This is a genomic window from Microbacterium sp. ZW T5_56 (assembly GCF_044987425.1).
Classification (GTDB): Bacteria; Actinomycetota; Actinomycetes; order Actinomycetales; family Microbacteriaceae; genus Microbacterium.
In genome coordinates, this window is the sequence record NZ_JBJDRI010000009.1 from 24,939 (window position 1) to 42,553 (window position 17,615).

Genomic DNA, 17,615 nt, shown 5'->3' on the forward strand with positions numbered 1-17,615 from the left:
ACCGTTCCCTGTGGCCAGATGTGGGGTGCGCATGGTTGGCGGCGTGTTCAGCGTGGTCATCTGTCGGCCCCCTTCGCTGCCGCCAGCGCCGACGTGGGTGTGCGCCGCGGACGACGGTGTCATGACTCTCCACCGCTTCCGACCGTCGGCATCAGCCGATCCCGATGGCGGTGGATCGCGATCACGTACGGCACGATCTGACACACCAGCACCGCCGCCGCATTGGCGAGCGGTGGGCCGGCCGCACCGAGCGATGGCACCAGCAGCACCGCGCCGATGAGGCTCAGCACCGCCATCGCGAGGGTCGGGATCACCTGGAAGCGAATTCCCGCGGGGTCCATGAGGAACATGCCGAGGGGATACAGCACCGCCTGGCAGGTGGCCATCGTGCCGAACGCGAGGATGGTGCCGAGGCCCACCTCGAACACGCCGTGCGTGGCGAAGCCGAAGAGCCAGGGCCCGACCAGGGCAACGCAGAGTGATGCAACGGCAGCGCCACCACCGAACGCCACCGCGAGCAGGCCCGGCCCACGTCGCAGCTCACCGCGGGCGCGCGCCCGCGCCCAGAACGGCCACAGCGCGACGCCCGCCGCCGAGATCAGACCGATCAGCGCAAAGAAGACCTGCGCGGCGGCGTTGTACTCGGCCAGGCGGGTGACGGTCCCCTGTTGCGCCACCGCGTATCGCTGCGCGGCCAGTGCGAGCGGCGGCGAGATCAGCTGCGCCAGCATCGGCCAGCCGATGTCCATCACCCGCGCCCCCGGGTAGCGCCGCGGACGAGGGACCCGCCGCAGCGCGATCCCCACGAGGGGGCGCAGGGTGAGCGCCGTCATCGCCAGCCCGACGCCGGCGGCCGTGAGCGCGGCGACGAACGACCCCACCGCAAGAAACGCGGCGTCTGCGCGGACCTGCGTCCACACCCAGACGAGCAGGAGGGTGAGAGGCGAGACGAGTCCCTGCACCAGGATCACGATGTGATTGCGTCGTGCACCGAGGAGGAGGCGCGTCCAGACACCCAGCGGCACGGTGGCAGCGTAGAGCGTGCAACACACCAGAGCCGCATCCTCTGCGCCGGGCAGATCCCCCGCGGAGCCGAGCAGCAGGCGCCAGCCGCCTGTCAGCCGCAGGGTGATCCCCACGATCAGCACAACTCCCGCGAAAGCGCAGAGGATGCGTTCGACGGAGGTCAGCTGATCGCGCACTCGTGCGTCCCGCCGGGGATCGTCGCTCGCCGCCACCGAGCCCACCAGTGCCGCCCCCGCGCCCAGATCGCTGAACGTCAGCAGCGACGGCAGCGCGGTGAGGACACCGAACAGCGCGTAGAACGCTTCCCCCGCACCGCCCGTGATCACGCGGACGGTGAGGATGCCGCACACGAACGCGACGAGCGTGGTGGCGGCCTTGGCGAGAACGGAGGCGAGTGCGTTCACAGGCGCCGGCGCACCCACCCGAGGAGGCGGCGCCCGCGGGGAGCCGGTGGCTCGTCATCGCCGTAGTAGACGCTGCTGACCGCGGTACGAGAGTCGTTGAGGACGATCCCCAGGGCACGCCGATCTCCGACGGTGAGGGCACGCAGCGAGCGCTGCAGGTTGGCTCGTGGCGTGCGTCCCGATCGCACGATCAGAATCGTGCCGTCCACGATCGGCAGCAGCCACTGCGCATCGCTGACGGCGATCACGGGCGCCGTGTCGACGATGACGTAGTCGTAGCTCGACCGCGCCTGCGCGATAACCGCTCGCAGCTGGTCGGTGGCGAGTACCTGCCCGGGGTTCGGCGGCAGCAGTCCGCTGGTCAGCACGCGAAGATTCGGCACCGCCCAGGTCTGCACCGCGCTGTCCAGAGTCTCCTCCCCGAGAAGCACGGAGGTGAGACCGACCGCGGACTCCAACTGGGTGAACTCCGCAGCGGATGGCCGACGAAGATCAGCCTCCAGATACAACACGCGATAGTTCATCTCCGCGAGGGTGAGGGCGAGGGCGAGGCTCACCGAGCTCTTGCCCTCGGCGGCATCCGCGGAGGTGATCATGAGCACGCGGTGCTTTTCCTGCAGGTCCAGGAACCGCAGGGATGCGGTGACCTGTCGCATCGCCTCGGCCAGTGCGCCGTCCGGGGTGACGCGGACGGTGCCAGCGAGGGTGCGCCCGTCGGCGACATGACCCACCTCGCCCAGCACGGGCGTGTCGGTGAGCGTCTCGATGTCGGTGCGCGTCGCGAGGCGGGCGCTGAATCGCCGATCCGCCACCGCCGCGAGCAGACCCAGTGCCAGCCCGAGCACTGCTCCGCCGCCGATGAAAACGCGCGTGTCCGGGGCGAAAGCCGCGGTCGGCAGCGTCGCGGGCGCGATGATGTCGACGCGCACCGCGGCGTCTCCTCCCGACACCCGTGGCGACGCATCCTCGACCGCAACGGTGAGCTCGGCGGCCACGGCGTCCGCGATGCGCTGGGCGGCCTGCGGATCCTCATCCACCGCCTGCAGATCGATCACCACGGTTCCGAGACGTGCCGACGCGGACACGCGCCCGGCGAGCTCCTTCGTGGTGGTGTCGATCCCGAGCTCGGTGATCACGGGATCCAGCACGAGCGGCGAGGATGCGAGCACCGTATATGTCTGCACCAGGCTCTGTACGTACGTGGCACCCTGGACGAGCTCGCTCGTGGTGTCGCCGCGGTCGGCGATCACCATCACCGAAGCCTGGGAACGGTACTGGTCCGGCAGGAACTGCGCGGTGGTGAAACCGACCGCTCCGCCGAGCACGAGGAGCAGCAGGATGACGATCGCATGGCTGCGAATCGCTGCGGCGTAGTCGTGTAGGGTCATGCCTCGGGTTCTCCGATCGACTGGGACAAACGATCCGGATGGGACCGCGGCGGAAAGGATGGTGCGGCATGGGGAACCGCATGCTCTTCGTCTGTCACGCGAATGAGTGCCGCTCGCCGGTGATGGCGGGCACGATGATTGCGGCTCTGGAAGCCGCTGTTCGCCAGGACGATTGGCGGGTGAGCAGCGCCGGCACGGACTCGCGCGGTGGATCGCTGTGTCCGGTGGCGGTCGGTGTTCTCTCGGACACGATGGATCCCCAGCTCCTCGCCGATTTTCAGGACCACTTCGTCTCGACACCGATCGCGCAGCGCACCCTGGAGCGCGCCGACCTCATCATCACGGCGTCGCGCGAGGAGCGATCGGCGATCGCGCTGCGCGTGCCGGCGGCGCGCCCGCGCACGTTCACGCTGCGGGAGGCGGTGAGCCTCGGTGCCGGCGATGGGGAGAGCGCGGTGGACCTCGCAGAGTATGCGGATATCCTTCATGAGCGGCGTGGTCTCACCGGTGCCGCATCTCACCGCCGACTTCTGGCCCTCAGGAAGAGCAACGATCCGAATGACATCCCGGACGTCCACCATGCCGCCCTTCGCGCGCACCGCGCGGGACTGCAGGAGGTGCGGGAAGCCGCGCACGCCCTGGCTTCGGGCATCCTCGCGGCGATCGGGGAGTGACGCGTGACCGAAGAACGAGCGGGCACGCCCGTCCTGAGCATCATCGTTCCCACCTTCAACGAGGCGGGAAACGTCGCCGAGCTCGTCACCCGCGTGAGCACCGCGATGCGCGGCACGGCCGTGGAGGTCATCTTCGTCGATGACTCCACCGACGACACTCCGCAGCGCGTGGAATCGGTCGCCGGCACCGCGCCGATCTCGGTGCGGCTGATCCATCGCGATCAGCCGCGTGGCGGACTCGGCGGTGCCGTGCTGGAGGGTATCGCCGCAGCGCATTCCGACCTGTGCGTCGTCATGGACGGAGATCTGCAGCACCCGCCGGAGACCATCTCCGCGCTGCTCGCGAAGCAGCAGGAGGGCGACTACGACGTGGTCGTGGCCTCGCGCTACACCGGCGACGGTACCGCGGCCGGCCTCTCGGACCGCATGCGCGTCTTCGTCTCGCGCATGTCCACGCTGGTGACCAAGGCGATGTTCCCGATCCGCCTGCATACCGTGAGCGACCCGATGACCGGGTTCTTCCTGCTCGATCGCACGCGCATCGACACAGAGCGACTGAAGCCGCGCGGCTTCAAGATCCTGCTGGAGATCCTGGCGCGCCAGAACCTGAACGTCGCCGAGGTGCCGTTCAACTTCGCCGGTCGTCATGCCGGAGAGTCGAAGGCCTCGGTGAAGCAGGGCTTCCGTTTCCTCACCCAGCTCGCCTACCTGCGCTTCGGCCGCATGAGCGCGTTCGCGGTGATCGGCGGAATCGGCGCACTCGCGAACCTCGGCATCATGGCCGGACTGCAGGAACTCGGCATGGGCTACGTGTGGGCCGCCATCATCGCGGCCGTTCTCACGATCATCGGGAACTTCCTGCTGATCGAGCGGTTCGTGTTCCGCGACATGCGCGAAGGTGCCTCGACGGTGTGGTCGCGACTGGTCAAGTCGTTTACGTTCAACGCTGTCGAAGCGGTGGTGCGCATCTTCGTGATCTGGCTGGCCGTGCAGACGTGGCATCTCGCCCCGGTGCTCGTAGCCGCCGTCACGCTGGTGATCGCGTTCGTGGTGCGCTACGTGTTCCACGCCCTGGTGGTCTACGCACCCCGCACGGGAGCGGACGTGTCGGCACGCGAGCGCAGCGAGGTCTGACACCGCCTCAGGCATCGACGCGCTCGACAACCTGGCGACGCAGCAGCTTCGCGAGCGGATGGATCGTACGCCCCGCGACCAGGTCGCGGGCGAGAGCTTCATACCCATCGGCGACCTCGTCCCAGCGGAATGCGGTGCGTGCGCGACGCTGTCCGGAGGTGGCGGCGGCGCGGACTGCCTCGATGTGCGCTTCCACGTCGGTGAGAGCGGCGACGACGCCGTCGGCGTCCTGGAAGAACCACCCCGTCTCATTCAGCGTCTCGCGGTTGAAGTCGACGTCGTAGGCGATGACGGCGGTCCCGGCGCCCATGGCGCGCAGCAGGGACGGATTGGTGCCGCCGACGGAATGGCCGTGCAGATAGGTGTGCGCGTGGCGATAGAGGTCATCGAGCTGACTCTGCTCGTACACGCCGCCGAGGAGCCGGATGCGGGAGTCGTCGTCGGCGATCCGCTGAATCTCGGCCGTGTAGGCCGCACCGTAGGGCGCGGATCCCACCACCACGAGGGGCAGGCGCGCGGCGGAGCGCCGGTACCCGTCGACGATCTCCCGCACGTGATTCTCCGGCTCGAAGCGGGCGACCACCAGGTGGAATCCATCGGGCTGGAGGTCGTACTTCCGAAGTGCCGATGACGGCGACGCATCATGCTCGAGGATCGGGGCGCCGTAGCGGAGCAACTCCGTGGGCACCCCGAACTCCGCCCGGTAGTAGTCGGCGATTCCGGGAGCATCGGCGATCAACGCGTCGGCGGTGCGGACTCCGCGACCCTCCGCCCACCGGTAGTAGTCGCGTCCACGCCCGCTCCACTTTGCCCGTCGCCACTCCAGACCGTCCATGTGCAGCGCCGTCGGGACCCCGCGCACGCGCAGCAGCGGCAGGAAGGGCGCGTTGGCCGCGTTGAAGACGAACGCCACATCGGGTCGATGCGCCATCGCATGCAGCGTGGACAGCGCGGTGTGGCTGAGGGTCTCGGCCTGCTTCACGGGGAGCGCGGGCAGATGCACCAGGCGCATGCCGTGGTAGCGCTGGGCGCGATGGACCGAGCCGCGACAGTACACGGTGACTTCATGTCCGCGCTCGGCCAGGCGCCCCCCGATCTCCTCGACCGCTGTTTCGAAACCACCGTAGGCGGCGGGAACGCCGCGGGTGCCGATCATCGCAATGGACAGCGGTGCGGGCATCAGTATGCTCCTCGTGCGAAGAACATCACGCGGACGGTGCGCCACATGATGATGAGGTCAGATAGCAGGGACCAGTTCTCCACGTAGCGCAGGTCGAGGCGCACGCTCTCGTCCCAGGTCAGGTCGCTCCGGCCGGAGATCTGCCAGAGGCCGGTGATACCCGGCTTGATGTAGAGCCGACGCGACACGACGCCCGAATAGGTGACGACCTCTTCGGGCAGCGGCGGGCGCGGACCCACGGCGCTCATGTCGCCCTTCAGCACGTTCCAGAACTGCGGCAGCTCATCGAGCGAGAGACGCCGGAGCACGCGGCCGATGCGCGTCACGCGCGGATCTTCGCGCATCTTGAACAGCGGACCTGCACCGTCGCTCGCGTGGACCAGAGCGGCGATCTCCGCATCGGCTCCCACGCGCATGGTGCGGAACTTGACCATGCGGAACGACTTTCCGTCGCGGCCGATGCGCTCCTGGCGATAGAAGAGGGGGCCGCGTGAATCCAGCGGGATGAGGATCGCCAGCGGCACCGTGATCAGTGCCACCACCACGAGACCGACGAGGGCCACCGCGATGTCCAGCGCCCGCTTGAGGACGAACTGACCTCCGTCGAATGTCGGGATGCGAACCTGTATGAGCGGCAGGCCGTCGACCGGGCGCAGCGAGATGCGAGGGCCGGCGACGTCAGCGAGTCGGCTGCCGAGGATGAGCTCAGCGGCGGTCCCCTCCAGCTCCCACGACAATCGCTTCACGTAGTAGGGGTCATCGTCGTCCTGGCTGACGACGATGATGGTGTCGGCGGCGAGCTCGGCGGCCGTGCGCGCGGCAGTGCGTGCGCTGCCGACCACCGGATAGGGTCGGCCGTCGACCACGAGCGATGCGAGCGCGCTGCGAGCGTCTCGGTCGCCGGTGAGCACGGCTCCCACCACCAGATGTGCTCGTTGACCGTCGCGATGCAGCGCTTCGATCACATACTCGACATCGCGGGTCTCGCCCACCACCAGGGTGCGAGAGACGTAGTGACCGAACAGTCGTTCATGCAGTAGCCATCGCCGCCAGCCCCACCGTCCGATGAGGAGCAGGAACAGCCCCAGCGGCAGCGAGACGAGAAGCTGCAGTCGCAGCCCTTCGGCCTGCACGACGACGAACGCGGCCGCAAGCGCGCCGAAGGCGAGCCCCGTGGCGCCGAGCACGCGGGCGTACTCGGTCGTGCCGCTGCCGAAGACGGCTGCCTCCCGCGACCGGAAGAGAACCAGCGTGATAAGCCAACACGCCGCCACGAGGAGCGGGAGGGCGAAGGCACCGCTCAGGACCTGAGCCGTCTCCGCCGGCGACAGCGCCGGGATCGGGAAGAACAGCAGCGCTCGCGGCCCGATGGTCGCAGCGAAGACGGCGAGGATGTCCGTCCAACGGATGCGGCGTCGGTAGCGCCGCTCCCAGCGCCGCCGGATATCGAGCGCCGAGCCCGCCGTGGGGGGAGATGCCGCGGTTCCGAAACGGGGCACCTGCGGCTCACGCCCGGAGTGGGGGGAACGGGACGTGGTAGCACCGGAGTGAGTCGCGGCGAAGCGAGCGGCGCCGGAGTCGCCTCCTCCGGACTGATCCGTACGGTCCTGATCCGTACCGTCCCGATCCGTGTTGTGCTGGCCTGTACTGTCCTGATCCGTGTTGGGCTGATCGACACTGTCCCGCGCGACATCGTCCCGATTCGCGCCGTCCCATTTCGCTGCCGAAACAGCGCGAACACCGCCATCCGGGACGCTGCGTGGAATCGTGTCCTCATCGATGGAGTCCCCGCCGCCTGGCCATCCGCCGCGCGGGAGGAGTCGCGCGTCGAGGTGTCCTCGGCGCGCGTCAAGTCGGTGTCCGGTTCCGCGCTCCAGCGCGGTCATCGTTGCATCCCCTGCACGTTCGTGTCCCCACATCACACCGTGCCCGCCCCAGCGGGTCACACGTCATCCCCATGACGTGTATCGCGCGCGCTTCGAGATCGCGTACGCAAGTTCGAGCACTCTACGGGGGATCGCCAAGCGGGGTCGGCGTCTATCCACAGGGGTGGATCAGGCCGTGTGCTCCAGGTGTGCCACCAGGCGTTCGCGTGCGCGCTGCAGATGACCCCGGAGGAGGGCGGCCGCGCGATCGGCGTCACCGTCGGTGATCGCGCTCAGAATCTGATTGTGCTCGCGGGTGATGTCGGCCACGGTGAGCAGATCGGCGCTCTGCGTGCGGGTCATGCACAGCCGCACCTCATCCGCCAGCATGCGATACACCCGCGAGGTTCGGGGACTGCCCACCGCGTCGACGAGTGCAGAGTGAAAGCGCATGTCGACGTCCACGATAGTGAGCGGATCCGCGTCCGTCAGGTCGGTGAGGAGCGCGTTGGCTCGCTCGCTCTCAGGTGCGCTCGCGCGGCGCCGGGCCAATTCGCGCACGACTTCGGCTTCGATCCGCTCGCGGGTGGAGTAGATGTCGGCGGCATCAGCGGGGCCGAGCTCCGCCACCCGCGCGCTCTTGTGAGCCCCGCGCGTGAGCAGCCCCGCAGCCACGAGCGCCTCGATCGCGGCGCGCACGGTGGGTCGTGCGACGCCATAGTGCGCGGCCGTGTCGACCTCGCCGAGAGGCTGACCCGCCGCCAGGGTGCCGGACAGAATCCGGGTGCGCAGGTCGGCGGTGACGGCATCGACGATCGACACGACGCCCAGATCCGCTGCTGACACGTTGCTCCTCCCGGTGGAGACTGAGTGTATCGACTGCGTATGATCGTCTGCACAGCATACTTGTCTGACAATCTGGAGGATCGATGTCCGGTCATCGGGTTTCCGAAGCCCCCGCGGGTGTTCCCGCCGGGGTCGTGGCGGCCGTCGCGGAGGCGGATCGGATCCGCACGCGCGCCATCGATCGATATGCGTACGCCAGCGACGCATCGCACTACCTCCATGTACCCGACGCCGTGGTGATCGCGAAGGACGCGCAGGAGGTGGCCGCAATCCTGCGCGGCTCCGCCGGTGCCGCGCACGTCACGTTCCGCTCCGGCGGCACCAGCCTGTCCGGTCAGGCCTCCGGCAGCGGGATCCTCGTAGACACGCGTCGCGAGTTCCGCCGGATCGAAGTGCTGGACGGCGGAAAGCGAGTACGCGTGCAGCCCGGAGCCACGCTCCGATCCGTGAACGCGCGCCTGAACCGCCACGGCTATCGCCTCGGTCCCGACCCCGCCAGCGAGGTCGCCTGCACCATCGGCGGTGTGGTGGCGAACAACTCCAGCGGCATGGCGTGCGGCACGGAGGAGAACTCCTACCGCACGATCGAATCCCTCGTACTGGTGCTTCCCAGCGGCACGATCGTCGACACCGGTGCGCCTGATGCGGACGAGCTTCTGCGTGCCCGCGAACCGGAACTTGCGGCGGGGCTCGAGCGACTGCGGGATCGCGTACGGTCCAATCCCGCGTCCGTCGCTCTGATTCGTCGTCAGTTCGCGCTGAAGAACACGATGGGCTACGGCATCAACGCGTTCCTCGACTTCGACTCGCCGGCCGAACTGCTGGCTCACCTGGTCATCGGATCCGAGGGGACGCTCGCCTTCGTCGCGGAGGCCACCTTCCGCACGGTGCCGATCCGACGCGAGATGGCGACCACGCTCGCCGTGTTCCGCAACCTCGACGAGGCGACGCGGTCGCTGCCCGACCTCGTCGCGACCGGCGCTGCCACGCTCGAGCTGATGGACGCCACCTCGCTGCGGGTGGGGCAGAAGCTGCCCGGCGTGCCCGACGCCATCCTCGGGTTCGACGTCGATGCGCAGGCTGCGCTCCTCGTCGAGTACCACGCCGATTCCTCGGACGAGCTCGCGCTGGGAACTGCGGCAGGCGAACGCGTGCTGGCGGGATTCGACCTGCGCGATCCCGCGGTGTTCTCCAGCGATGCCGCTCGTCGGGCCGCAGCGTGGAAGTTTCGCAAGGGGCTCTACGCCTCGGTCGCGGGTGCACGGGAGCCCGGAACCACGGCGCTGCTGGAGGACGTCGTCGTCCCCGTCGAGCGCCTCGCCGCCACCTGCGAATCCCTGCAGGGGCTGTTCGCCCGCTATGACTACGACGACAGCGTGATCTTCGGGCATGCGAAGGACGGCAACATCCACTTCATGCTCACCGACCGGTTCGGTGATGCGGCCAGCGAGAAGCGCTACCTGGGCTTCACGGAGGACATGGTGCAGGTGATCCTCGATGCGGAGGGCAACCTGAAGGCCGAGCACGGCACCGGCCGCGTGATGGCGCCGTTCGTGCGGCGTCAGTACGGCGATGAGCTCTATGACGTGATGGTGCAGCTGAAGCGCCTGTGCGATCCGCGTGGCGTGCTGAACCCCGGCGTGATCATCACCGAGGAGGAGGTCCACCTCGCTGCTGTGAAGCCGGCACCGTCGATCGAGGTCGAGGCCGATCGCTGTGTGGAGTGCGGCTACTGCGAGCCGGTGTGCCCGTCTAAGGACCTCACCCTCACACCGCGTCAGCGCATCGTGGTGCGCCGCGCGATGGCCGTGGCCGAGGAGGCCGGCGATCACGCGCTGGTGGCCGAGCTGGAGAAGGACTACGACTACTCGGGTGTGCAGACCTGCGCCGTGGACGGCATGTGCCAGACCACCTGCCCCGTGCTGATCAACACCGGTGCGCTCGTGAAGCGACTCCGCCGCGAAGATGCCAATCCCGTGCTGGCCGCCGGGTGGAAGGCTGCCGCCGCGGGCTGGGGACCGATGACCACGGTGGCGTCGGCCGCGCTGACGGTGGCCGACGCGATGCCGGTGGGACTCGTCGCCGGCGTCACCAAGATCGGTCGGGCTGTGCTGGGTGCCGACGTGATGCCCGAGTACTCGGCCGACCTCCCCGGCGGCGGTGCCTCGCGCGCGAAAGTGCGCGGGATTCGCGGCTCCGGCGAGGTGCGCGCGGTGTACCTGCCCGCGTGCGTGAACGAAATGTTCGGACCCGACGGCGACGGACCCGGCGCCACCAGCGCCCTGCTGACACTGCTCGACCGCGCCGGCGTCGCGGTGGTCGTCCCCGACGGGATCGGCTCGATGTGCTGTGGCACGCCGTGGTCGTCCAAGGGCTACCAGGCTGGGCACGACCTCATGGCGGACCGGGTTCTCACAGCCGTGCGCGAGGCGACCCGCGGGGGCGAACTGCCGATCATCACCGATGCGTCCAGCTGCACCGAGGGCTTCCACCGGATGCTCGACGGGCAGGGGTTCCGGCTGGAGGACGCGACGACATTCGTCGCGCGCGAGGTGCTGCCGAAGCTCACCGTGGCCGATCGGATCGACTCGCTCACGCTGCACCCGACGTGCTCCTCGGTGCAGCTCGGGATCGATCCCGACGTGCGCGTGATCGCCGATGCTGTGGCGGACGTCGTGAACGTCCCCGCCTCGTGGAACTGCTGCGGCTTCGCGGGGGACCGCGGCATGCTGCACCCGGAGCTCACTGCATCGGCCACCGCGGCGGAGGCCGCCGAGGTCGCCGAACTCGATGCCACAGCGCACGCGTCCTGCAACCGCACCTGTGAGCTGGGCATGGCTCGCGCGACCGGGCGTCCCTACTCCCACATCCTGGAGCTGCTCGCCGCCGCCACGGTATAGTCCGGAGGAAAAGCGGAACGGCCGCGGACACCCCCCAGGGGTCCGCGGCCGTTCTCCTCTCAGCGGGAGTTCTCGGGCTGGCTCAGCTCGCCGGAGGCATGAGGACCGTGTCGATGAGGTACACGGTCGCGTTGGCGGTGTGGACGCCACCGCAGATCACCTTCGCGTCGCCAACCATGAGGTTGTCGCCGCTGCCGGTGACCGTGAGGTCAGCGCCCTGCACGGTCTTGTGAGTGCCCACGATCATCGACGGATCGATCTGACCGGGCACCACGTGGTAGGTGAGGATCGACGACAGCGTGGCCGCGTCGGTCTTCAGGCCGTCGATTGTCGCCGCCGGAATCTTGGCGAAGGCGTCATCGACCGGCGCGAACACGGTGAACTCGCTGCCGTTGAGCGTGTCGACCAGGTTCACGTCCGGGTTGAGCTGGCCGCTGACCGCCGCCACGAGCGTCTTCAGCAGCGGGTTGTTGGACGCGGCTACTGCGACCGGATCCTGCGACATGCCTTGGATCGATCCTGCGCCGTCCGGAACCGCGCTGGCGTAGTCGGCGCAGCCGGGGCCGACCAGGTCTGCGGCGGGGTCCATCGTCATGGCGGGAGCGCTCGTCTCGGCCTTCGTGGGCATCGACGATGCCGCCGGGGTGCTCGCCTCAGCGGCGCTCGACGATCCTGCGGAGCTCGATCCTGTCGTGCAGCCGGACAGGACGAGCACCGCCGCGAAGCCGAGCGATGCGGCTGCGGCGAACTTCTTCTTGGTGCTGAACATCATCAACCTCCGTGTGTTTCGTCGCGGCATTCCCGCGGCGTCGAGGGTTCTTCGGAGTGCGTCGTCGATCGGATGGGAAGAATCTCAAAATTCTTCTGACCAATCCGAATCGCCCCGACATCCGAACTACTCGAGACGAAAGGCGAAGCCATGGATCTGATCATCATTGGTGTACTGGGCGGTCTCATCACCGGGATCTCCCCGTGCATCCTCCCCGTGCTCCCGGTCATCTTCTTGACGGGTGGTGCGCAGTCCGCGGGGTTCGAGACCGACGGCGGGGTGATTCCCGCACGTCGCTCGCGGCCGTACCTGGTGATCGCGGGCCTCGTGCTCAGCTTCAGCCTCGTGACCCTGCTCGGATCCCTCGTGCTGGGACTGCTGAATCTGCCGCAGGACGTGATCCGCTGGGCCGGGATCGCGGTGCTGCTGATCCTCGGCATCGGTCTGATCGTTCCCCGCTTCGAGCAGCTCATCGAGAAGCCGTTCCAGTGGCTCCCCCGTCGCAACGTCGAGAACCGCGGCAGCGGATTCGGGGTCGGTCTCGCGCTCGGCGCAGTGTTCGTCCCCTGTGCGGGCCCCGTGCTCGCTGCGATCATCGTGGCGGGCGCGACCGGGAGGATCGGGCTGGACACCGTGCTACTCACCGTCTCGTTCGCGATCGGGGTGGCGGTTCCGCTGCTGGTGTTCGCTCTCGCCGGTCGTGGTGTGGTGCAGCGTATCCGCGCGTTCCGCACTCGGGAGCGCGGGCTGCGCATCACGGCCGGCATCGCGATGATGGCGCTCGCGGTCGGCCTGGTTTTCAACCTGCCGCAGTACCTCCAGCAGCTGCTTCCCGACTACACCGCCGGTGTCCAGCAGGACCTTCTGGACTCCCCGCAGGGTGAGTCGCTGGGGCTGGGCGGTCTGGTCACCGATGAGAACCGCGATCTCGACAAGTGCGCGAACGACGCGACCGAGCTGCAGAGCTGCGGTACCGCTCCGCAGATTCGTGGGATCGAGGAGTGGCTGAACACTCCGGACGGCGAGGCCGTGAACCTGGAGAGTCTGCGCGGCAAGGTGGTGCTGATCGACTTCTGGGCATACTCCTGCATCAACTGCCAGCGCTCCATCCCGCATGTCGTGGCCTGGAACAAGGCCTACGCCGACGCGGGCCTGCAGGTGATCGGTGTGCATTCTCCGGAGTACGCGTTCGAGAAGAACCCCGCCAACGTGGCCGCCGGAGCGCGTTCCTTCGGGATCGACTATCCGGTCGCGCTGGACAACTCCCTGTCCACCTGGACCGCGTACCGTAACCGGTATTGGCCGGCGCACTACCTGATCGACGCGCAGGGCGTCGTCCGACACATCTCCTTCGGTGAGGGCAACTACGCGACCGCCGAGAAGCTGATCCGCGAGTTGCTGGCCGACGCGAATCCCGGCGAGCAGCTGCCCGCGGCCACCGACGTTGCCGACAACACGCCCGAACTCGGCTCCACCACGCGGGAGACGTTCCTCGGGGCGACCAAGGCGCTCAACTTCGGAGGCGGTGCGACGTATCGCGCCGGAGTGACGTCGTTCTCGTTCCCGGCGGATCAGGCAGCGGACACGTTCGCCCTCGCGGGGGACTGGGACGTGCAGACGCAGTACGCGGCGCCCGCTTCCGGCGATGCGCAGGTGCGGCTGCGGTACCACGCCCGCGAGGTGCGTGTGGTGCTGGCAGGGTCCGGGGATCTCACCGTCACCGATCAGTCCGGCGCTTCCCAGACGATCAGCGTGAGTGGGACGCCGCGATCGTATGAGCTGCTCTCCGGCGGGTCGGGGGACGCCGGGGAGTTCACGCTGACGGTGCCCGCCGGGGTGCAGGTCTACTCGTTCACCTTCGGGTGATCGGGCTGTGGGCCAACGGACGTGACGTGGATTGTGCGTGAAGGCGAGGAGGTGAGGCATGCTGGACCTGATGGTGATCGACGATGTGGAGCATGCCGAACAGGACGGCGGCGACGATCCGTCGACGGCGCTCCTGGTGCGGATCGCCGACGGCGACCAGACCGCGTTCGCCCGGCTGTACGACATGCTGTCGGCTCGGGTGTTCGGCCTCATCCTGCGGGTGCTGGTGAATCGCTCGCAGAGCGAGGAAGTGCTGCAGGAGGTCTTCCTCGAGGTGTGGCAGAGCGCCGCGCGATTCTCGCCCGACCGAGGCCGGGGACGCACCTGGGTGCTGACCATCGCGCATCGTCGAGCTGTGGATCGGGTGCGTGCATCGCAGGCCAGCGAGGACCGTGACGTTCGCGTCGGGTTCCGCGATCTGGATGTGGCACACGACAGCGTGGCCGAGCAGGTCGAGATGTCGATCATCGGGGAGCGGGTCGTCGAGACGCTCGCGGCCCTTCCCGAAGCGCAGCGTGAGACCCTCGTGCTGGCGTACTACGGCGGCTACTCGCAGAGTGAGATCGCCACAATCACGGGAACGCCGTTGGGGACGGTGAAGACCCGGATGAGAGATGGACTCACGCGCCTCCGGGCGCACTGGGGGGTGAACGCATGAACGAGTCGGAGTTCGCAGAGCTGTCCGCAGGACACAGCCTCGGCTCGCTGAGCGACGCCGATGAGCGCCGCTACCGCGAGGCACTCGCAGAGCACCCGCAGTGGCGATCTGTAGCCGATGCGGACGCGGAGACGGCGGCGCTGCTTGCCGACGGCGTGAGCGAGGTGGCCCCGCCGGCGGCTGCGCGGGATGCGCTGCTGGCGCTGATCTCGAAGACGCCGCAGGAGGGTGCTGACTCTTCGGTGCCGTCCGCTGTCGCCCCGCGGCCCAGCACGGAGGGACCGTCATCGGTCGACCGCCCCGCCGCAGAATCCCCGACCGTGCCGTCGTCGGACGCTGCGTCGGCGAGCGAAGCCGCAGCGGTGCCTCCGAAGCGGCGCCGTCGGGCGTTCTTCGCGCTCGCGGCCTGCCTGGCGATCCTCGTGGGTCTGGGAGTGAGTGCCTCGATGATCGTGCCGCAGCTGCTGCGTCCTGCCGCCGTGGTCGCCCTCGACCGCATCGAGGGCGCCCCCGACGCGCAGGAGCGCACCGTTTCGCTCGAGACCGGGGGGTCCGCGACCGCGCACTGGTCGGCATCGATCGGCGAGGCCGTGCTGGTGACGGATGGACTCGATCGGCTTGACGAGAATCAGGCCTACGAACTGTGGTTCGTGCGCGGCGACGGGGCCGTGTCTGCGGGTGTGTTCGATGCGGCGGACGGGCCGACGACGGCTCAGCTGCAGGGAGCGATGAAACCCGGTGACGCGATCGCGGTGACGATCGAGCAGGCGGGTGGGTCATCGACGGGCGTGCCCACGAGTGACCCGATCATCGTCATCCCCACGGCCTGAGGCCTCGCGATGTCCCCTCGTGCGTGATTGCATGGAGGGATGAGGCAACCCGTTCCCGTCGACCTCGCCACGTGGCCGCGCCGCGAGCATTTCGAGCACTACTGGCGCCTGTCGCCGTGCAGTTACGCAATGACCGTGGAGCTGGATGTCACGGCATTCGTCGAGGCGCTCGGCCGTTCGGACCGGAAGACCTACCTCGCCCAAGTCTGGGCCATCGCGAACGTCGTGAACCGCCACGACGAGTTCCGCATGACGATCACCGATGACGGGACGCCCGCGATCTGGCCGGTGTCCGATCCGGCGTTCACCGTGTTCAACGCCGCGCGCGAGACGTTCGCGTGCGTTCCGGTGGCCTACGACGCCGACTTCGGAGCCTTCCACGATGCCGCTGCTCCGCTGCTGCAGGACGCGGCGAGTGCGGAGACGTTCTTCCCGCTCGGTGCCCCATCGCCCAACTCGTTCGACGTGTCGAGTCTGCCGTGGGCGTCTTTCACCGGGTTCACGCTGCAGATCGAGGGTGGTCTGCGCCACCTCGCGCCGATCTTCACGCTCGGGCGATACGTGGAGCGCGAGGGGCGGACGCTGCTGCCGTTGGCGATCCAGATCCATCACGCCGCCGCTGACGGGTTCCACACCTCACGCCTCGTGAACGAGCTGCAGGAGCTCCTGTCGGACCCGGTGTGGGTCGACGCCTGACTTACACTCCGTCGGTAGCCCGGCGGGCTTCGTCGGTGACTGCGGCAACCCGCGAGACTTCCGTCTGTGGGTGACAATCGGCGCGTTGCGGTGATTCTCGCCCACAGGCGGAAGTTTCGCGGGGTCCGGACTCGAGATCTCCGGCGCGCGGGTCCGCCCGCTCGGACCTCGTGGGATCAGTGAGCGAACGCCGCGGCGACTGCGGGGTTGGTGATCGCGCCGGCGTGGGTGTTCAGCCCCGCCGCGAGGGCGGCGTCCGCGGCGAACGCCTGCTCCCACCCCTTGTCGGCCAGTGCGACCAGATACGGCAGCGTCGCGTTGGTCAGCGCGCGGGTCGAGGTCTCGGGAACGGCGCCCGGCATGTTCGCGACGCAGTAGTACACGGTGTCGTGCACGGCGAAGGTCGGGTCGTCGTGGGTGGTCGGGTGTGAGCCCTCGAAGCAGCCGCCCTGATCGATCGCGATATCCACGAGCACCGCGCCCTTCTTCATGGTGCTGACCATCTCGTCTGTGACGAGCTTGGGGGCCGAGGCTCCCGGGATCAGGACCGAGCCGATGACGAGATCGGCGCGGCTCACCTGATCGGCGATCTCCCACCGGTTGGAGACGCGGGTCTCGATGCGGCCGTCGAAGCGACGCTCCAGGTCGCGCAGTCGCGGCAGGGAGATGTCGATCACGGTGACATCGGCACCCATCCCGAGCGCGGTGGCCGCGGCGTGCTCGCCCGCGACGCCACCGCCGATCACGACGACCTTCGCGTTCGGCGTGCCCGCGATGCCGCCCATCAGCGCTCCGCGTCCGCCTGACGCTCGCATCAGCGTGTGCGAACCGACCACGATCGACAGGCGACCAGCGACCTCGCTCATCGGGGGAGAGGAGGGGGAGCGTGCGATCGGGAAGCTGGACGGTTTCGTAGGCGATGGCCGTGGTGCCTGCGGCGAGGAGCGCTTCGGTGAGCGGGCGGTCGGCAGCGAGGTGGAGGTAGGTGAAGAGCACCTGGTCGCGGAGGAAGCCGTACTCGGAGGACACCGGCTCCTTCACCTTGACCACGAGGTCGGCGCCCCAGGCGTCGCCCGCGGTGGGGACGATGGCTGCACCAGCCGCGACGTACATGTCGTCCGTGATGCTGGAGCCGACGCCGGCGCCGGTCTGCACCAGCACCTCGTGTCCGCGGTGGACGAGAGCATCGACGCCGGCCGGGGTGATGGCGACGCGATTCTCGTTGTTCTTGACCTCGGCGGGGATCCCCACACGCATGATGGCCTCCATTGGCTGACGCGATCGCGCTGTTTGCGCGTGCTTCGAGGATCGCAGAACATTCGTCGCGACGGGAGATCCCATGAAGGATCATCGGAGTTGATTCGATGATGAGGCGTAGG

Annotated in this window: 13 protein-coding genes and 1 pseudogene; 7 read left to right on the forward strand and 7 right to left on the reverse strand. The window is 68.5% G+C overall.

The genetic code is table 11. The features are described from left to right. Window positions 1-119 precede the first annotated feature (119 nt). On the reverse strand, window positions 120-1,430 hold the full coding sequence (locus ACI3KU_RS06065; RefSeq protein WP_404921398.1) for a hypothetical protein: 1,311 nt from the start codon (window positions 1,428-1,430) through the stop codon (window positions 120-122). Then, window positions 1,427-2,818: a polysaccharide biosynthesis tyrosine autokinase gene (locus ACI3KU_RS06070; protein ID WP_404921399.1), complete on the reverse strand. Its 1,392-nt coding sequence runs from the start codon at window positions 2,816-2,818 to the stop codon at window positions 1,427-1,429. The genes ACI3KU_RS06065 and ACI3KU_RS06070 overlap by 4 nt, the downstream gene beginning before the upstream one ends. A 68-nt stretch (window positions 2,819-2,886) precedes the next feature. On the opposite strand from ACI3KU_RS06070, the gene ACI3KU_RS06075 reads away from it, so the two are divergent. Next, on the forward strand, window positions 2,887-3,492 hold the full coding sequence (locus ACI3KU_RS06075) for a hypothetical protein (RefSeq protein WP_404921400.1): 606 nt from the start codon (window positions 2,887-2,889) through the stop codon (window positions 3,490-3,492). Window positions 3,493-3,495: 3 nt separating this feature from the next. Beyond that, complete coding sequence (locus ACI3KU_RS06080; protein ID WP_404921401.1) at window positions 3,496-4,626, forward strand: glycosyltransferase; 1,131 nt, start codon at window positions 3,496-3,498, stop codon at window positions 4,624-4,626. Between the two features lie 7 nt (window positions 4,627-4,633). Here ACI3KU_RS06080 and ACI3KU_RS06085 read toward each other — a convergent pair whose 3' ends face one another. The 3 genes from ACI3KU_RS06085 to ACI3KU_RS06095 all read right to left on the reverse strand — a co-directional run bounded on the left by ACI3KU_RS06085 (window position 4,634) and on the right by ACI3KU_RS06095 (window position 8,517). Further along, the gene (locus tag ACI3KU_RS06085) at window positions 4,634-5,806 is read right to left on the reverse strand and encodes a glycosyltransferase (RefSeq protein WP_404921402.1); all 1,173 of its coding nucleotides are present in this window, start codon (window positions 5,804-5,806) and stop codon (window positions 4,634-4,636) included. Beyond that, window positions 5,806-7,692 (reverse strand): sugar transferase, encoded by a 1,887-nt coding sequence (locus ACI3KU_RS06090; RefSeq protein ID WP_404921403.1) that lies wholly within the window; start codon window positions 7,690-7,692, stop codon window positions 5,806-5,808. Before ACI3KU_RS06090 ends, ACI3KU_RS06085 begins: the two co-directional genes overlap by 1 nt. Before the next feature lie 168 nt (window positions 7,693-7,860). Further along, entirely contained in the window at window positions 7,861-8,517 is a 657-nt protein-coding gene (locus ACI3KU_RS06095; RefSeq protein WP_404921404.1) for a GntR family transcriptional regulator, read from the reverse strand. Between the two features lie 83 nt (window positions 8,518-8,600). Here ACI3KU_RS06095 and ACI3KU_RS06100 point away from each other — a divergent pair, with 83 nt between their 5' ends. Next, a complete protein-coding gene (locus tag ACI3KU_RS06100; RefSeq protein ID WP_404921405.1) occupies window positions 8,601-11,417 on the forward strand; it encodes an FAD-binding and (Fe-S)-binding domain-containing protein in 2,817 nt (938 codons plus the stop codon). An 82-nt stretch (window positions 11,418-11,499) separates the two neighbouring features. Here ACI3KU_RS06100 and ACI3KU_RS06105 read toward each other — a convergent pair whose 3' ends face one another. Next, the gene (locus ACI3KU_RS06105; protein ID WP_404921476.1) at window positions 11,500-12,186 is read right to left on the reverse strand and encodes a fasciclin domain-containing protein; all 687 of its coding nucleotides are present in this window, start codon (window positions 12,184-12,186) and stop codon (window positions 11,500-11,502) included. Window positions 12,187-12,336: 150 nt separating this feature from the next. On the opposite strand from ACI3KU_RS06105, the gene ACI3KU_RS06110 reads away from it, so the two are divergent. The 4 genes from ACI3KU_RS06110 to ACI3KU_RS06125 are packed head-to-tail and all read left to right on the forward strand — an operon-like array spanning window position 12,337 to window position 16,236. After that, window positions 12,337-14,052, forward strand: coding sequence for a cytochrome c biogenesis protein DipZ (locus ACI3KU_RS06110; protein WP_404921406.1), 1,716 nt, complete (start codon window positions 12,337-12,339; stop codon window positions 14,050-14,052). A gap of 58 nt (window positions 14,053-14,110) precedes the next feature. Continuing rightward, window positions 14,111-14,710 (forward strand): ECF RNA polymerase sigma factor SigK, encoded by a 600-nt coding sequence (sigK, locus tag ACI3KU_RS06115; protein WP_404921407.1) that lies wholly within the window; start codon window positions 14,111-14,113, stop codon window positions 14,708-14,710. Beyond that, window positions 14,707-15,540, forward strand: a complete 834-nt coding sequence (locus ACI3KU_RS06120; RefSeq protein ID WP_404921408.1) for an anti-sigma factor domain-containing protein — start codon at window positions 14,707-14,709, stop codon at window positions 15,538-15,540. The genes sigK and ACI3KU_RS06120 overlap by 4 nt, the downstream gene beginning before the upstream one ends. 39 nt (window positions 15,541-15,579) lie before the next feature. Next, window positions 15,580-16,236 (forward strand): CatA-like O-acetyltransferase, encoded by a 657-nt coding sequence (locus ACI3KU_RS06125; protein WP_404921409.1) that lies wholly within the window; start codon window positions 15,580-15,582, stop codon window positions 16,234-16,236. Between the two features lie 176 nt (window positions 16,237-16,412). Here the strand turns inward: ACI3KU_RS06125 and ald are convergent. Further along, window positions 16,413-17,493, reverse strand: a pseudogene (gene ald, locus ACI3KU_RS06130) (alanine dehydrogenase). Window positions 17,494-17,615: the final 122 nt, after the last annotated feature.

Coding starts and splice junctions, on each gene's coding strand:
- ACI3KU_RS06070 (WP_404921399.1), bottom strand. CDS start 2,818: ATGACCCTACACGACTACGCCGCAGCGATTCGCAGCCATGCGATCGTC.
- ACI3KU_RS06075 (WP_404921400.1), top strand. CDS start 2,887: ATGGGGAACCGCATGCTCTTCGTCTGTCACGCGAATGAGTGCCGCTCG.
- ACI3KU_RS06085 (WP_404921402.1), bottom strand. CDS start 5,806: ATGCCCGCACCGCTGTCCATTGCGATGATCGGCACCCGCGGCGTTCCC.
- ACI3KU_RS06090 (WP_404921403.1), bottom strand. CDS start 7,692: ATGACCGCGCTGGAGCGCGGAACCGGACACCGACTTGACGCGCGCCGA.
- ACI3KU_RS06100 (WP_404921405.1), top strand. CDS start 8,601: ATGTCCGGTCATCGGGTTTCCGAAGCCCCCGCGGGTGTTCCCGCCGGG.
- ACI3KU_RS06105 (WP_404921476.1), bottom strand. CDS start 12,186: ATGTTCAGCACCAAGAAGAAGTTCGCCGCAGCCGCATCGCTCGGCTTC.
- ACI3KU_RS06110 (WP_404921406.1), top strand. CDS start 12,337: ATGGATCTGATCATCATTGGTGTACTGGGCGGTCTCATCACCGGGATC.
- sigK (WP_404921407.1), top strand. CDS start 14,111: ATGCTGGACCTGATGGTGATCGACGATGTGGAGCATGCCGAACAGGAC.
- ACI3KU_RS06120 (WP_404921408.1), top strand. CDS start 14,707: ATGAACGAGTCGGAGTTCGCAGAGCTGTCCGCAGGACACAGCCTCGGC.
- ACI3KU_RS06125 (WP_404921409.1), top strand. CDS start 15,580: ATGAGGCAACCCGTTCCCGTCGACCTCGCCACGTGGCCGCGCCGCGAG.